Below are 15,207 nucleotides of genomic sequence, written 5' to 3' on the forward strand. Positions count from 1 at the left end.
ACGAGCCGTTAGAAGAACCTGTTGTTTCTCTAAGAAGCTCGATAATCACTTAAAAGTGTTTGATCTGGTGTTCTTTTATGTCAATTATGGCTACGTCTGATGCCAGCATACTTTTTAGAACACCACCTATATTCTTAGTATTGGTGGGATTTTCACGCGAGCTTTATAATCTTTTATCAGACCCATTAGTGGCGCAGTTACCCATCAATTCGACCATGATTGCCACTGATATAACGTCAAACTTTATGGCACCCATTCGCTTAACGATATTCGTCGCCGCATTTTTAGCAATGCCTTATATCCTGTATCAAATTTGGTCATTTGTAGCTTCCGGCTTATATAAAAAAGAGAAGAAAATTGCCATTCCTGTACTGCTATCTTCGATATTTCTATTTTATGCTGGTGTTGCTTTTTCCTACTTTGTCGTACTCAAAGGGGTATTGAAATTTTTTATTATGTTCGCTCCGCAGAACGTTATACCAATGACCGATATTGACAGTTATCTGAGCTTTGCCCTCAAGCTATTTATGGTGTTTGGACTGACTTTTGAGATTCCAGTGGTTACCTTATTGCTGATAATGGCCGGAATCGTTTCTACTCAAATTTTAGAAGATAAGCGTCGTTATATCATAGTCGGCTGTTTTGGGATCGCCGCGGTAGTGACACCGCCTGATGGTGTATCAATGCTGTTGTTGGCGATTCCTATGTGGCTATTATTTGAGCTGGGTTTACTCTTAGCAAAGATATTAATTAAAAATGAACGAAATAATGATTTAGTCTCAGGGAATGAAACATTAGAAAGTAGCTAGCACTACTTAAATACGCCAAGAACCTTTTTTACTTTTTACTTTTTACTTTTTACTAGAGTATGTCAGCGTGAGTACTCTACTTAGCGACGGACTCTAAATGGAACACCCAACTAATAACAACGAAAAAAATGACGGTCTTGCAAATCGACTTAACCAAGAGTGCTACTGCATTACCCTTGATCGTAAAGCGCTTAATACAAGCCTTCAAGATCAATTGGTAGAAACTAGAAACAATCCAATAGGAGCGAACGAGCTTAATAAGCTTTTTTCAGCAACACCCGTGTTCGTTCCCAAAACAGAGATAGAGGCGATGGAGCGAATCGTCAGGGCTATCGAGTCAGCTGCCGAACTGCCATTGTATCAAGAGCAAGTGCTGTCGTGGGCACCAGAAATAGCTGCTTTCGACCCAGGCCCAATAGGGGCCCTCATGGGTTATGACTTTCACTTGGGTAGCGATGGACCTCAGCTCATCGAGGTCAATACTAATGCCGGTGGCGCATTTCTGAATGTGTTGCTCGCTCGCGCACAAAAACGCTGTTGCAACCCCTCAGAGCAAAGCGCTGCAACCAATCAAATGCTAGATAGGTTCGAGGAAGCAGTGTTTGACATGTTCAAACAGGAATGGCAGCGACAGTCCGCTGTTGCTATGCCCAATCGGATAGCCATTGTGGACAATGACCCCGAGAGTCAGTTCATGTTCTTAGAGTTTGAGTTAGCCTGTCAACTGCTCCAAGCTAGAGGTATTGATACTGTGATACTTGATCCCTCTGAACTCGAGTATATCGACGGTACGTTAACAGCCCATGGCCAGAAAATCGATATGATTTACAATCGGCTTGTCGACTTTGCATTTGAGGACCCTGACCATGTATTGCTTAAGCAGGCTTATTTAGAGGGTGCTGTGGTAGTGACACCCAATCCCCGCGTACATGCTATGTTGGCCAATAAGCAAAACCTGACATTGCTATCAGACTCCCAAATATTGCGCTCTTGGGGTCTGGATGAGGCTGCAGTGGAGTGCCTCGAAAGGTCTGTACCGAGGACTAAGATTGTATCAAGAGACGATGCAGCAGAGTTGTGGCTTACTCGGCGGCAACTGTTTTTTAAGCCAGTTGCTGGTCATGGAAGCAAAGGCGTTTATCGCGGTAGCAAACTGACTCGACGCGTCTTCGAAAACATTCTGGATGAAGATTATATCGCACAGACCTTTGTCCCTGCAGGAGAGAGATCACTCAAAATTGATGACATCGTAACAACAAGAAAGGTAGATATACGTCTTTATACGTATGGCGGAAAACTGTTACTACCTGCTGCGCGTGTGTATCAAGGTCAGGTGACTAACTTCCGTACGCCAGGCGGTGGATTCGCGCCTGTCTTTCAGGTGTGATCGTCTAGGTCTTATTTAGATAGCATTAGGCTGTTATAAGTCCGGTTAACTAATTCAATATTCTTCTTACCTAACAAAAGATGGTTGTATATTTATGATTGTCTATTACTTTCGGCACGCTTTTCAAAACACTTCGAAAACAATTGGAGCTAGAGATAGCAGTAAATTTCAATAGTTTCCAATAATAAAAATCCAACCGTTACAGTGAGCTTAAATCATATTAGAGTAAACAGGGTTAGACCGTATGTTAATCACAGAATTGGGTTATTTTGCCTTGCTAGCCGCCTTAATCTTGGCGATTTTGCAGGTGGTATTACCAACGATAGGCGTTATGCGTGACCATGTTGCTTGGCAGCGTTTGGCACCGAGTTTGGCATGGGCACAGTTTGCTGCCATGATTTTTTCATTTGTTGCATTGATGGCAGGCTTTTATTTCAATGACTTTAGTCTCGTCTATGTCACGCAGCACTCTAATACTTTGTTGCCTTGGTACTATAAACTCTCGGCGACATGGGGCGGACACGAAGGCTCGCTCTTGTTGTGGATGACCATCATGGCCACGTGGTGCGCGCTGGTCTCCTATTTTAGCCGTGGCTTACCGTTGTCGATGCGCGCGCGGGTACTCGTGATATTGGCCGGTGTGCAGGTCATGATGCTAGCGATGCTGATTTTTACCTCGTCGCCATTTGATCGTACCTTGCCCAATCTGCCCGTAGATGGGGTAGATCTCAACCCACTTTTGCAGGATTTTGGGCTGATCGTTCATCCACCGATGCTGTATATGGGTTATGTGGGCTTAGCGGTGCCATTTGCTTTTTGTATGGCGGCATTGTGGGAAGGGCGTTTGGATGCAGTATGGACACGTTGGTCGCGTCCATGGGCGCTAGCGGCTTGGGGGTTTTTGACCGTTGGTATCGCTCTTGGCTCTTGGTGGGCGTATTATGAGCTTGGCTGGGGCGGCTGGTGGTTTTGGGATCCTGTAGAAAACGCCTCACTGATGCCTTGGCTTGCCGGTTTAGCCTTGCTGCATTCGTTGGCAGTGACTGAGAAGCGCGGTGTCTTTAAAGCATGGACCATTATGCTGGCTATCTTTGCTTTTGCCTTAAGTCTCTTGGGTACTTTCCTTGTACGTTCAGGGGTTATTACCTCAGTGCATTCGTTTGCCGCTGACCCCACTCGTGGTCTGGTAATTTTAGTGATTCTTGGCATCATCGTCGGTGGTGGTTTGCTGATGTTTGCGCTGCGTGGCTGGCGTTTGACGATTGAAAGTCAGTATCAACTGGTTTCGCGTGAGTCATTTTTAGTCATTAACAACGTCATCATTTTGATTGCAACGTTAGTGGTATTGCTTGGTACCCTCTATCCTATCATTGCCGACGCCTTTAGCTTGGGTCAGGTATCGGTAGGTCCTCCGTACTTTAATGCGCTATTTGTGCCTTTAACATGGCTATTGCTGGTTGCCATGGGTATGGGCTCCAATATCCGCTGGAAACAAGATAAGCGTCCATTGTTAGGCGTTGGTATGGTCATTGCGGCGAGCAGTCTAGTATTAGCTGCAGTCATCACTTACTTTGTCAGTCCATCTGCCATGCTTAATATTGGTGTAACACTAGCAGTAAGTTTTTGGGTACTGTTCTGGATGGTGGTTGATTTCAAAGACAAAACCAAAAATGCACCAAGCTTTTTGCAAGGCTTAAATAAGCTGCGTTTAAGCTACTGGGGTCAGCAAACGGCACATATTGGTGTGATTGTAGCGGTCATCGGTGTTGCCTTTACCAGTACCTTGAGTATCGAGCGCGATGTGGCATTGAGTGTTGGCGAAACGGTCCATGTCCAAGGTTACGACTTCACCGTTAAAGGCTTCCGCGAAGTCAAAGGCAGTAACTATGATGCGACCCAAGCTGAGGTCGAAGTGAGTAAAGATAGCCGTGCTGTGACTACGTTATACCCTGAAAAACGCAATTACATTATTAGCATGATGCCAATGACCGAAGCAGCGATTGATGACAGTCTGATGCGTGATGTGTACGTCGCACTTGGTGAACCTATAGCTGAAGGCAGTAATAAATGGGCCGTACGTATTTATGTGAAGCCATTGATTCGTTGGATATGGCTCGGCGCTATTATTATGGCATTGGGTGGTCTGCTGAGTATGCTTGATAGGCGCTATCGTCTCAAAACATCCAAGACCCCTGCACAAATTGCAGCGAGTAAGTCAGGCTTTACGACGGTTACTGATTTAGATGTTAAAAGCACTACTAATAACACGACACTAATAGGGGAGAAGCAAAATGACTAAGTCTAATCATTTTTCCGAGCAACCCCCTGAAACAAAAGGTAATCGAACAATGAAAAAAAGCCAAATTAGAATATGGTTTTTGATCCCGCTGATCATCTTTGCTGCTGTTATGGTTATGCTTTATTTTCGTTTGGGGCAGCCGACTGAAATCGTAACCAATACCGCGCTTGAACGCCCAGTACCAGCGTTTGAGCTGCCATTGTTGTCCGATACCAGTCGGATCATGACCAATGACAACTTACCTGATGAGCCCTTTTTGATGAATATTTGGGGCTCTTGGTGCCCAACTTGCGTTATTGAGCATCCTTTTTTGATGCAACTAGAAGAGCGTGGTGTCAATCTGGTTGGCGTGAATTATAAAGACGATATTGGTGATGCTTTCGGTTATCTGAACCGAGGCGGTGATCCCTTTTCGATGTCTATTCAGGATTTGTCCGGCCAGTTTGCCTTGGACTTAGGGTTGACGGGTGCGCCTGAGACTTTCACTGTCGATGGTGAAGGCGTTATTCGCCAGCACATTGTTGGTGAGATTAACGAGAGTAACTGGCAAGATCGTATTGAGCCTTGCTTAACGGTACTCAATGATGCCAATGATAATAACGTCAGTCCAGATGCGATTCAGGTTGAAGAGGTGTGCAAATGATAGCCCTTTCAATAAAGGCCGTTACGATAAAAGTAGCGAGCTTAATACTTGCCTGTCTCCTAAGTGTGACCAGCTATGCGGCGATTGACGTCTATGATTTTGATTCTGTCCAACAAGAAGCACAATACCGAGGATTGATCGAAGAGCTACGTTGCCCGAAATGCCAAAACCAAAACTTGGCAGGTTCTGATGCGCCGATTGCCCAAGACTTAAAGCAAAAAGTCTATGATTTGATTAAAGACAGACGTAGTGATGCGGAAATCCGGGATTATATGCAAGAGCGCTACGGCGATTTTATCAGCTACAAGCCGCCTGTACGTCCATCGACATGGATTTTATGGTTTTTTCCGCCATTGCTACTGATCGTATTATTGATAGGGTGGTTTTGGCAAAGCCGTCGCCGCCAGCTGGTAGCGAGCGGTCAGAGTAGAGTGACGGTAGATAATACCGCCTCGGAGCTGACTGCCGCCGAAAAAGCCGAACTTGATCGTCTGCTATCGCGTGCCAATAGCACCGATAATGACGCTCATGACACCACAAGCCCCGAGGACAAAAAATGACCATATTCTCTACTGCTGGCTTATTTATTGCTCTAAGCTTACTGATTGCCTTACTCCTTGCTGTTATTACCATCATGCCATGGCTGCGCGCCACGCGTACATCAGGCACTTCTGTGGACAACCAGCTACTAGATATCAACGTGGCGGTGTTTCGCGAGCGTCTGGCAGAGCTAAAAACAGACAAAGACAGTGGCACCATCGATGATGCTCACTACCAAAACCAAAAGCTTGAGCTTGAGCGGCAACTATTGGATGCCCAGCGTGAAGTCACGCCGATGGTCACCCCTGGTATCAAAAGCCGCTTGATCCTCATGGTTTGGGTGCCTGTATTGGCTGCGCTGGCGTATCTGATGGTGGGTGACCGAACGCCTGTGTTTGATCTGTGGACGGCCGAAGACAAGGTCGGAAAAGTCGCTGATGACTTGTTGACTGGCAAAATCGATCAGCCACCTGTATGGGCAATCGAAAACGGCCAGCAGCTTATCAGCGCGATGCAGACCAACGTTTATCGTCATGCCGATGATCCTGATCGCTGGATGCGTTTGTCAGAGCTGTTTTTATCGCTTGAAGCTACCGACTCAGCGATTGAAGCTTTGTCACGCGCTTACCGTCTGTCACCAGACAATGAAGAGATTGCGACCACTTATGCGCAGATTAGCTTTTTTGCCAATAAAGGTCAGCTTGATGCCAGTAGCCGCCGTGTATTACAAGATGTCCTTGCCAAAAATCCACAGCATGAAGGTGCGCAGATGCTAATGGCAATGGGTGAGGCACGTGGTAGTAACTTTGCAGAAGCGCAAGGTTGGATTAAGCGTTTACGTGAGAGCATCGCTGCCAAACCAGGTGACCATAGTAAAGCGCTAGCGAGCCTTGATGAGCTAAGTGCTAATGTCATCGAGCAAGAGCAGCAAGCCGCGCAAGGTATCGAAGTTACCGTCTCTATTGATGCGAGTCTATTACCATTGGTTAAAGCCAATGATGTGTTGTTTGTAGCGATACGTGATGTGAAAGGGGGCCCTCCGTTTGCCGCCAAACGTTTACCTATTAGTATCATCAAGCAAGGTAAAGCCAGTATCCGTTTAAGCGATCTTGATGCGATGATGCCAGAACGCACGTTACAATCTGCCCGTAGCGACAAAACTCAGTTAGCAGTCGTTGCTCGTGTTAGCCATAGTGGGACTGCGTCCGCAGAGTCGGGTGATCTATCAGGTAACCCAGTAGTGATTAGCGCTGAACAGACTCAAGTTAATATTGAAATCAATCAACAGATCCCTTAACAAATGATTATTACAGTAAGTTTCATAATACTAGAACCGTATGTAGGACAGCTTTTGAAAGTGGTGCTATCAATAGCTGTATAACCTATTAGTAAAGAAGTAAAAAACGGCTATGGTGTTTTGCTAGTGAAATAATTGGACGGATGACTATAGAAAGTCTTGATTAAACATAACAGACAGCTCATTTTCAGCTTCCCGCAGAAGAGGTATATGGCTTAATAACTCTACTAAAGACTTTTTAACAGTGGGACCATGAGTAAATACGGTGGCAAAGGTTTGCTTGCTGCTCACTATTTAGAATTAGTACCGCACAGGCAACCATGCCTCGAATGAATTCTTAGTTATCTATCCCTATCTGAGTATCCCGCGTTTCAGCTATGGTCCGCGTAGCTTGTTTTTACATCAGTATTGTTAGCTCTAGCAGTGATAATGAATATATTCACTGTCAGATAACTTTGGTTTAATTTAAAACAGAATCATGACGTTTTGGACAATCATCACTACGCCACTAATGACCATTAATAGGATCAGCATCACTCTAAACTGCTTGATATTCATACCTGCTAAAAAGCGCTTACCAATGATGTTGCCAACCACAGCACCAAGCCCTAAAGCAAAGCCATAAATCCAAAGATTGGCAGTCAATACGCCAAAAAAAGTATAACTACCAATCTGAGCCAATCCTACAAAGAATGAATTAGCTGTTTTAGTAGCGATTAAATCTTCTTTTTGTAATCCCGTATTCATATAGAAAGGATTGAGCACAGGACCCAAACCGCCGACGAGTGTGCTAATGAACGCCGTAATAAAACCTAAAGGCACAAACCCCAGTTTAGGCATATTAAAAGATTTTTCTACTTTGCCAAAACGATACTGCAAGACGGTAGATATCAAAAATGCACCCACTAATAACTGAATCCAGCTCCCATCAAGACGGCTAAATAATAATGCAGCTAACCACGCACCAACGATAGCGCTTGGCGCATAATACTTTATTAGCGACCAGTCGATATGATGCCAAAATAAATAAAGACGTGAAGGGCGACTAATGAAATTACCTAAATTAATCACGGGTGGCGCAGCCGAGATCCCTATCAGCGCAGAGGTGACAGGTATAAGTAAAAGTGCACCGCCACCTCCTGATATGGTGGAAATCACAAAAGCAATCATACCCGCCAAAAACAGCCCTGCAAGATGCCAATTAGGAATTGCTTGTAAAATATCGAGCACGGTTAAGCTCCAACATTAACAGAAGGGAACGAGATTGTTTTAGAGCTATATCCTATCTAAAGTCACCATAAAACGTTACCTGAAGAGCAAGATGCCAAGCGTGCCAAAAATGAGCTCATACAGTTTGCTACTGATCATGGTCATAAACTTGCTGCGTTCTACGTAGAGAATGGGTCAGGGGCAAAGCTAGTACATCCAAAGCTGATAGCTATCATAACCCCAGTTCGGGATAAGCCACATTGTAACTCATTGATACTATTTACAATGTCGCTACCTGTCCCTGCTGAGGCATGTTTTTGATGGTGGGTTTATAGGGAAACCAGCAATAAGCAATCAAACCTGACAGCAAGTTTGTAATAAAACCCGTGACACTACGATAGCGTGAGTGTTCGATTTGGCACAAGTTTTTAAGCTCTCCAAACACCGTTTCAACCAAAGAGCGATGATTGAGTAGTGCCTCATCCATAGGCTTGAGTAATTGGGGTTTCATATTACGCCGAAGTTTGGTTATCAACGTGGTATCACTGTGTTTTGTGAGCCACTCGTTTAGGGCTTTACTGATATAGCCTCTATCCCCAAACACCTTGCCAAACACAGGTGTTGCCATATCCTTAACAGGCACTCTGTCATCCGTATTACCCGCAGTGACTTTAACAGATACAAGCTCGCCCTTATGATTGATAATGGCGTGCAGCTTAAAGCCATAGAACCAGCCCATGCTGCTTTTGCCTCGGGTTGCAAGTCCCTTAAAGACTTTATGACGGTAGATACGTTTGTTATGACAAACTGCTATCTTGGTTGAATCAATATAGCTGATACCCGTACAGTCGCCCATCATGCTTTGCAAGTAGCTGCACAGTGGTATGATACTGCGCGGCATAAGCTCTATAAATCGTGAGTAGCTCGGCAGGTTTGGAAACTCCTGTTTCATCATGCCATGCATATGGTGGTAGTAAAAAGACTTAAACTGTCGATACCGCCGTTGATGAAACAGTACCAAGATGGTCATCATCTCTGCTACACTTATCTGGCATGCTCTTAGCCGTTGACGGCCCGTTGCGATTAAATGAGCGTCAAACTCAGGTTTGAATTGCTAATAAAAGTCGTCAATATGGCAGTATAGTTCGGTTAGGTTATCCATGTAAGAAGTCCTTGTTGTGAAGTTTGTCTTGGTAAACTTACTTTAGCAACTTTGGACTTCTTTTTTTATCTTTTTTTTGAGCGCTTATCCCGAACTGGGGTTATCATAACTAAAGAAGCGAAGTAATACTCAAATACTCAAATACTCAAATACTCAAATACTCAAATACTCAAATACTCAAATACTCAAATACTCAAATACTCAAATACTCAAATACTCAAATACTCAAATACTCAAATACTCAAATACTCAAAATCATTTTGACTATCTGTATCAAGGCTTGTCAAATTACAATGGTCTGTTATCAGCAGTTCCTTTTATACAGTCTGTTTTAAGTAGTTTATTAGCGTAAATAGGGTCAAGAAAAATATTGATTACGTTTTAGGCTATGGTATTTCAGCCGAATCTCTTATAGCCGAATCATCATCGCAACGATGATATTTATACCAGATTGATTATCAAAGTAGGCTTCCCTGCGTATAGCAGGGTTTCCCCTACCTATTCAAATCATCTGTCTCATCTTTAAAGGTTTCTACAACGACAGCAAAAATGTCATCCCAAACTGCCTCATTTGCCAAAAACGGATAATCCTTAAGTAGCTTATTACTTTTAGCACCTTTATTTTGTAGCATGCTGCGAATGATTCTATCGGCATAGCTGTTGGGCATCTCAATAATCTCTTTTATCGCCAGTCGTGCATGGTCATGTTGTCTTAGGTACTGTGACTCGTTATGCATCTCTTTTTCAATAACATGAGCAATCAGTCCTGATAAGTACTGAACGTGAGGCGTTAGATCCATAAAGCGCCATGCAGGTTGAATCAGGTGAGTATTTCCAAAATTTAAGTTTGAGCGAATACCATCAGGGTAAGTAACTGCCTTTTTATCAAAGCTGTAATGATCACGGATTTGCTTCATAAGCGGCACAGAGACACGGTCTAAAATTTTGTCATAGGCATGACGGTCTGAGGGATGCTCAGCAATGGCTTGTGATATAGGTAGGATAATCGGCTCATGAATGACCTGGTCTCGCCTGAGGACGTCATTAATTAAGAAGCGATGTACACGGCCATTGCCATCCGCCAGCGGATGAATATATACAAAAGCAAAGGAGGCAACCGCACTACGCATCAGTGCTGATTGTCCCTCAGTCTTTTCCATAAATACCTGTAACCCTGCTAGCTTGTTAGCAATGTCATCAGCAGGTGGCGCGATATAGTGCACAATTTCTTTAAAGCCATTCACCTGAGTATGCGACACAAAAACTGGTGATTGACGGATGCCGTACTGCTGAATAATAGTTTTACTACCCAATATGTCTTGTTGCAACTCTGCTAGCGACTCAGGATCAAGCGGAATATCGCCCTTGCCGGTACGCCGTGCCATTACATCGGCGAAACGTTCAATACGTTTTAACTCTTTCCCTTCACCTTCTATGGTAAAGCTGGCTTTACTCTCTCGTAATGTCATCCATACGGAGGCACGCATCAGTAAGTCTTGTCCAAATTCATCGTTAAGCTTATCAACCATCGTGGCAATATCGAGTGCTGCCGCTTGCGTAAACGACTCTGTTTTCACCAATTGAGGACAGAAATGACGGGTTCCTGCAAGATTGTCATTGATACGCCAACGAGCATTCTTTATGACATGCGCAGGGCTTGAAGTAACCTGCTTCTTAGCATCTAGAGCATCCACATAGTTACCGCCTAAATTACTCGGTACTGCTAACTGCTGACCCATGAGCCATTCATACAAGAATGCCATTCTACGGGCATAGCTGCCTGTGGGCTCAGCGTTTACCCATGCTTGTACGTCATTAGCCCCTATCTGCTCAAACAGACGAGCCAGTAACTCCAAATTCAGTACTTCATGACGCATGTGAAACTGTAAGTGCGCAATGATAGTGTCCAGTGGCCGCGCAGTTTCCTGATAAGCGTTATGGATGACATCACCGTCTTTATAGGTTTGCCTGCGCCCACCGATACTACTGCTGACATATAAAGGCGAAACCAGCTCGATGCTGGCATAACGGATAAGCCATGCTGCGCCAATAGGGTCTGAAGTAGGGGTATTCATCATGAGGGGCTCAAGCGATTATAGATAAGCCATTTTGCAGAAAAGCGATTATGAATGCAATATAATGATTATAATGAAGCCTCATTGCATTAAATCGATTTTTATATGACGCTGTGATGTCTTTAGATAAAGATCGAAGGGCGTTTTAAGTGGGCATAATTGAACGAAATTGAATGATGAAAATACACCGTTCTTAACACAGCTACGTAGTAATAGAGTACCTATTTCTGCAAATAAAGCCTTCTTGCCTCGCGTGTAAAGCCTTATATATCAGCTGTTTATGAACAAAAATAAAATATCTCAGCTATGAGCCTGGCTTTAACACCCGGTAAACAGTAGCTACGCCAACACCAACTGCCTTAGCGATTTCCTCTTTTGTCATATTGCCTTGACTGTCTAATTCTCTAATACGATTGTGTTTCGTTGTATTAGGCTTCTTACCGGAGGGCTTATAGCCACTGTTAGCCAATCCCTGCTTGATACGCTCTCTACGCTTGTCGTTATCAAGCTTTGCCATCGTTGCTAATAAGTCGATCAGCATATGGTTAATCACTGTTAGGATCTCACCTGTCATGCCATTATTAACTGTATGCGTCGTTGGTAGATCAGCCACCACCAATCGCAAGCCTTTGTCTTTGATACGCTGCTTTAGAATTGCAAAATCATCTTGAGATAATCGGCTTAATCTATCCACGCTTTCAACCAGTAGAATATCGCCTTGCTCAGCGTCCTTTAGCAGCTTGGCTAATAATGGTCTATCGAGCTTTGTACCACTGAAATGCTCGACGTACTCAACATGGTTATCATCATAACTTGTACTGAAAGCCACCAAATCAGCCAATGCTCTGGTAGCGTCTTGATCCTTAGTGCTGGCTCTCACATAAATACGAACAGTCATAACCCACCTCTATTATTTAGACTTAATAATTAGTGCTCATTGATAATAACAAGATATTACTATCATTTAATAATATAAAAAAGTCTAATGATAGATAGATTATCATTTAAAGGTTTTATGTTTTGGGTATAGGCTAATGATAGGAAAAAAGCACAGCAGCCAGTCTTATAATTCAAAAGTCTGTTATAGATGGTTCCATGCTAACAGTCTGCTTTAAGTAGTCTGTTAATATGTTTGAAGGGTGAGATAGCTGGTTCCGCTAAGGTATAGCTTTTGAAACCATTTTTCTTTATATTGTCACTTAGACAGGCTGGGCATTTGATGTATAGTGTCATTTGCATTTCACTATTTATCAATTTCTCAGCCTGTTTTTTTTCAGCCTACTTTTTGAACCACCACCCGGATATAAATGTAGCTATGAATAAAACAACTTTTAAAATATCGAAGATGGACTGCCCTTCGGAGGAAAACCTAATCCGAATGAAATTAGAGGGCCACTCGAATATTGAACATCTTGAGTTCGACATTCCTAACCGTCAATTAACTGTGTTTCATCATGACAATATAGAAGGGATAGAGACTGCTATTCATGACCTAAAATTAGGAGACACCCTACTCTCGACCGAAACCATTGACCCCTCTGATCCCAACAATAATTTTAAAATTGATGCTGACTCTAGTCACAAAAAAGATGCTGAGCAAAGAAAGCTACTATGGATAGTGCTGGTCATTAACTTTGCTTTCTTTATTATTGAAATGAGCACGGGACTGATTTCTCGTTCGATGGGGTTGGTCGCCGACAGCTTAGATATGTTAGCAGATAGCTTCGTGTACGGAATTAGCTTATTTGCGGTCGGTGGAACGGTCATTAAGAAAAAACGGATTGCTAGAATTGCCGGATATTTTCAAATTACGCTAGCGATTCTTGGTTTTTTAGAAGTACTAAGACGTTTCTTTGGCAATGAGCAGTTACCTGACTTTTCTACCATGATAGTCATATCGATTCTTGCGCTAATTGCAAACTCGATTTGCCTCTATTTACTACAAAAATCGAAAAGCAAAGAAGAAGAAGCCCATATGCAAGCCAGTATGATTTTCACTTCAAACGATGTGATTATCAATTTAGGGGTAATTGTTGCAGGGATTTTGGTTAATTGGTTACACTCTAGTACGCCTGATTTGATTATTGGTAGCATCGTATTTGCTTTAGTTATTCAGGGCGCCTTTAGAATATTGAAGTTGAGTAAGTAGCCAAGCCTAATAACTGAAGCAAATAGCTCAAGTAAGTAGCTTAATTAAACCGCTAAGTGTAAAGTAACTGGGTTTGAAGCAAATAAACATCATAAGGATATGAGACCTCAAGCAATGATTGAACAAACTTTAAATCTAGTCACCACCAAAGACCATCAGCAAGTTGCCGTTTGGCGAATAATAGATGATGAAGTCTTTGATAAGAATCTGGGAGACCTTCCTAAATTTTGTGTAAGTATTTAATCTAAACGTCAGTTACACAGAATCTGGGATGGTCTCTTCAAGTCCTCACTAGCGCACCGATCATAGATAGAATATCTATGGTAAGTACATCATGAAGTACACTGTGGCTATCTCAGCAAGTTGAAACCTTAATACCATTAGCTCACAGCCAAAGATTCAAGTCCTCACTAGGGAACCGCGCATTCTGCGCATAAAGGTACATTATGGTAAATGGTTTTAGATAGAATGATTCGGTTTCATTGGATCCATTGGGGCATAGCCTGTTGATAAGTTATTAAGACAATTAGTTGTTACGAACAGGTTTGTACAATTGAGCCTTGAAACTTTATAATGCTCAATGAAATCAAAAGGTAAAATGTATTGTCCACGCAGTTCAACAAAAATCACCTTTTGAGATAAGTTTGTAGTCCAACTAAGGTTATTGAATGAAACAGTATCTAGATTTATGTCAACGTATAGTTGATGAGGGTGTATGGGTCGAGAATGAACGGACTGGAAAACGCTGCTTAACCGTTATTAATGCTGATTTAAACTACAATGTAGGAGCTAATGAGTTTCCCTTAGTAACTACTCGAAAGAGTTATTGGAAAGCAGCTATCGCAGAATTATTAGGGTATCTACGTGGTTATGATAGCGCAGCTCAGTTTCGAGCTATTGGATGTAATACATGGAACGCTAATGCCAATGAAAATGAAGCTTGGTTAGCTAATCCTTATCGTAAAGGTAAGGATGATATGGGCCGAGTTTATGGTGTACAGGGGCGCAGGTGGCGTAATTCAGTAGGAGAGGAGTTTGACCAGCTTCATAAGATCTATGATAACTTGCGAAACGGTATTGATGACCGAGGTGAAATTCTAACCTTCTACAATCCAGGTGAGTTTCATATGGGATGTTTACGTCCTTGTATGCATACTCATACATTTTCGTTGTTAGGTGGCAAGCTTTATTTGACTTCATCACAACGTTCATGTGATGTACCATTAGGTCAAAATTTTAATCAGATTCAAGTGTTTACCTTACTAGCTCTCATGGCTCAAATTACGGGCCACGAGGCCGGAAAAGCTTATCATAAGATCGTAAATGCACATATTTATGAAGATCAATTACAATTAATGCGTGACGTGCAATTAAAACGCGAACCTTATCCGGCACCTAAGCTTCATATTAACCCTGAAATTAAGTCTCTCGAAGATATTGAAACATGGGTAACATTGGATGATTTTAGAGTTGAAGGATACCAGTATCATGAGTCTATTGCCTATCCATTCTCAGTTTGATATCAGCATAAAGTGAAAGCTGAGAAAAGTGATAAATTTCTATTAGGCATAAAGTATCAGTATATGTGATTTATGCTATAGGGTATATGCTTATTAGCTAAGCTCTTGCTAGCTCTT

At 42.8% G+C, this 15,207-nt stretch carries 11 protein-coding genes and 3 pseudogenes; 9 read left to right on the forward strand and 5 right to left on the reverse strand.

Annotation, left to right across the window (positions count from 1 at the left end):
* The 7 genes and pseudogenes from JMX83_RS07505 to ccmI form a co-directional block, all read left to right on the forward strand.
* Positions 1-100 (forward strand): annotated as a pseudogene (locus JMX83_RS07505) (IS1 family transposase); the annotation flags it as partial.
* Positions 78-809, forward strand: a complete 732-nt coding sequence (gene tatC / locus JMX83_RS07510; RefSeq protein WP_201600203.1) for a twin-arginine translocase subunit TatC — start codon at positions 78-80, stop codon at positions 807-809. The pseudogene JMX83_RS07505 and the gene tatC, both read left to right, overlap by 23 nt.
* 97 nt (positions 810-906) lie before the next feature.
* A complete protein-coding gene (locus JMX83_RS07515; RefSeq protein ID WP_036599449.1) occupies positions 907-2,196 on the forward strand; it encodes an ATP-grasp domain-containing protein in 1,290 nt (429 codons plus the stop codon).
* Positions 2,197-2,440: 244 nt separating this feature from the next.
* A complete protein-coding gene (locus JMX83_RS07520; protein WP_058025868.1) occupies positions 2,441-4,495 on the forward strand; it encodes a heme lyase CcmF/NrfE family subunit in 2,055 nt (684 codons plus the stop codon).
* A complete protein-coding gene (locus JMX83_RS07525; RefSeq protein WP_062844966.1) occupies positions 4,488-5,138 on the forward strand; it encodes a DsbE family thiol:disulfide interchange protein in 651 nt (216 codons plus the stop codon). Before JMX83_RS07520 ends, JMX83_RS07525 begins: the two co-directional genes overlap by 8 nt.
* Positions 5,135-5,698, forward strand: coding sequence for a cytochrome c-type biogenesis protein (locus tag JMX83_RS07530; protein WP_062844965.1), 564 nt, complete (start codon positions 5,135-5,137; stop codon positions 5,696-5,698). Before JMX83_RS07525 ends, JMX83_RS07530 begins: the two co-directional genes overlap by 4 nt.
* Positions 5,695-6,975 carry a c-type cytochrome biogenesis protein CcmI gene (ccmI, locus tag JMX83_RS07535; RefSeq protein ID WP_062844964.1) on the forward strand — a complete coding sequence of 427 codons (1,281 nt, stop codon included), beginning with the start codon at positions 5,695-5,697 and terminating at the stop codon, positions 6,973-6,975. Before JMX83_RS07530 ends, ccmI begins: the two co-directional genes overlap by 4 nt.
* Positions 6,976-7,440: 465 nt before the next feature.
* Here the strand turns inward: ccmI and JMX83_RS07540 are convergent, their stop codons facing one another.
* From JMX83_RS07540 to JMX83_RS07560, 5 genes and pseudogenes are all read right to left on the reverse strand, one after another.
* Positions 7,441-8,205, reverse strand: coding sequence for a sulfite exporter TauE/SafE family protein (locus JMX83_RS07540; protein WP_227522957.1), 765 nt, complete (start codon positions 8,203-8,205; stop codon positions 7,441-7,443).
* Between the two features lie 259 nt (positions 8,206-8,464).
* Positions 8,465-9,346: pseudogene (locus tag JMX83_RS07545) on the reverse strand (IS982 family transposase).
* 494 nt (positions 9,347-9,840) lie between these two features.
* Positions 9,841-11,424 carry a Fic family protein gene (locus JMX83_RS07550; RefSeq protein WP_201573830.1) on the reverse strand — a complete coding sequence of 528 codons (1,584 nt, stop codon included), beginning with the start codon at positions 11,422-11,424 and terminating at the stop codon, positions 9,841-9,843.
* A 301-nt stretch (positions 11,425-11,725) separates the two neighbouring features.
* Positions 11,726-12,319: a recombinase family protein gene (locus tag JMX83_RS07555; RefSeq protein ID WP_011959997.1), complete on the reverse strand. Its 594-nt coding sequence runs from the start codon at positions 12,317-12,319 to the stop codon at positions 11,726-11,728.
* Positions 12,320-12,585: 266 nt separating this feature from the next.
* A pseudogene (locus JMX83_RS07560) lies at positions 12,586-12,660 on the reverse strand (IS1 family transposase); the annotation flags it as partial.
* Between the two features lie 76 nt (positions 12,661-12,736).
* On the opposite strand from JMX83_RS07560, the gene JMX83_RS07565 reads away from it, so the two are divergent.
* Together JMX83_RS07565 and JMX83_RS07570 are read left to right on the forward strand one after the other, a co-directional pair.
* A complete protein-coding gene (locus JMX83_RS07565) occupies positions 12,737-13,570 on the forward strand; it encodes a cation transporter (RefSeq protein ID WP_025644116.1) in 834 nt (277 codons plus the stop codon).
* 668 nt (positions 13,571-14,238) lie between these two features.
* Positions 14,239-15,090: a thymidylate synthase gene (locus tag JMX83_RS07570; protein ID WP_007394861.1), complete on the forward strand. Its 852-nt coding sequence runs from the start codon at positions 14,239-14,241 to the stop codon at positions 15,088-15,090.
* The last annotated feature ends 117 nt before the right edge of the window (positions 15,091-15,207 follow it).

The organism is Psychrobacter piscatorii (genome assembly GCF_904846415.1).
Lineage (GTDB): Bacteria > Pseudomonadota > Gammaproteobacteria > Pseudomonadales > Moraxellaceae > Psychrobacter > Psychrobacter piscatorii.

Bases quoted from the DNA above. Each gene is read 5' to 3' on its own strand.
- JMX83_RS07525 (WP_062844966.1), top strand. From the start codon at position 4,488: ATGACTAAGTCTAATCATTTTTCCGAGCAACCCCCTGAAACAAAAGGT.
- ccmI (WP_062844964.1), top strand. From the start codon at position 5,695: ATGACCATATTCTCTACTGCTGGCTTATTTATTGCTCTAAGCTTACTG.
- JMX83_RS07530 (WP_062844965.1), top strand. From the start codon at position 5,135: ATGATAGCCCTTTCAATAAAGGCCGTTACGATAAAAGTAGCGAGCTTA.
- JMX83_RS07520 (WP_058025868.1), top strand. From the start codon at position 2,441: ATGTTAATCACAGAATTGGGTTATTTTGCCTTGCTAGCCGCCTTAATC.
- JMX83_RS07555 (WP_011959997.1), bottom strand. From the start codon at position 12,319: ATGACTGTTCGTATTTATGTGAGAGCCAGCACTAAGGATCAAGACGCT.
- JMX83_RS07565 (WP_025644116.1), top strand. From the start codon at position 12,737: ATGAATAAAACAACTTTTAAAATATCGAAGATGGACTGCCCTTCGGAG.
- JMX83_RS07550 (WP_201573830.1), bottom strand. From the start codon at position 11,424: ATGATGAATACCCCTACTTCAGACCCTATTGGCGCAGCATGGCTTATC.
- JMX83_RS07570 (WP_007394861.1), top strand. From the start codon at position 14,239: ATGAAACAGTATCTAGATTTATGTCAACGTATAGTTGATGAGGGTGTA.
- JMX83_RS07515 (WP_036599449.1), top strand. From the start codon at position 907: ATGGAACACCCAACTAATAACAACGAAAAAAATGACGGTCTTGCAAAT.
- tatC (WP_201600203.1), top strand. From the start codon at position 78: ATGTCAATTATGGCTACGTCTGATGCCAGCATACTTTTTAGAACACCA.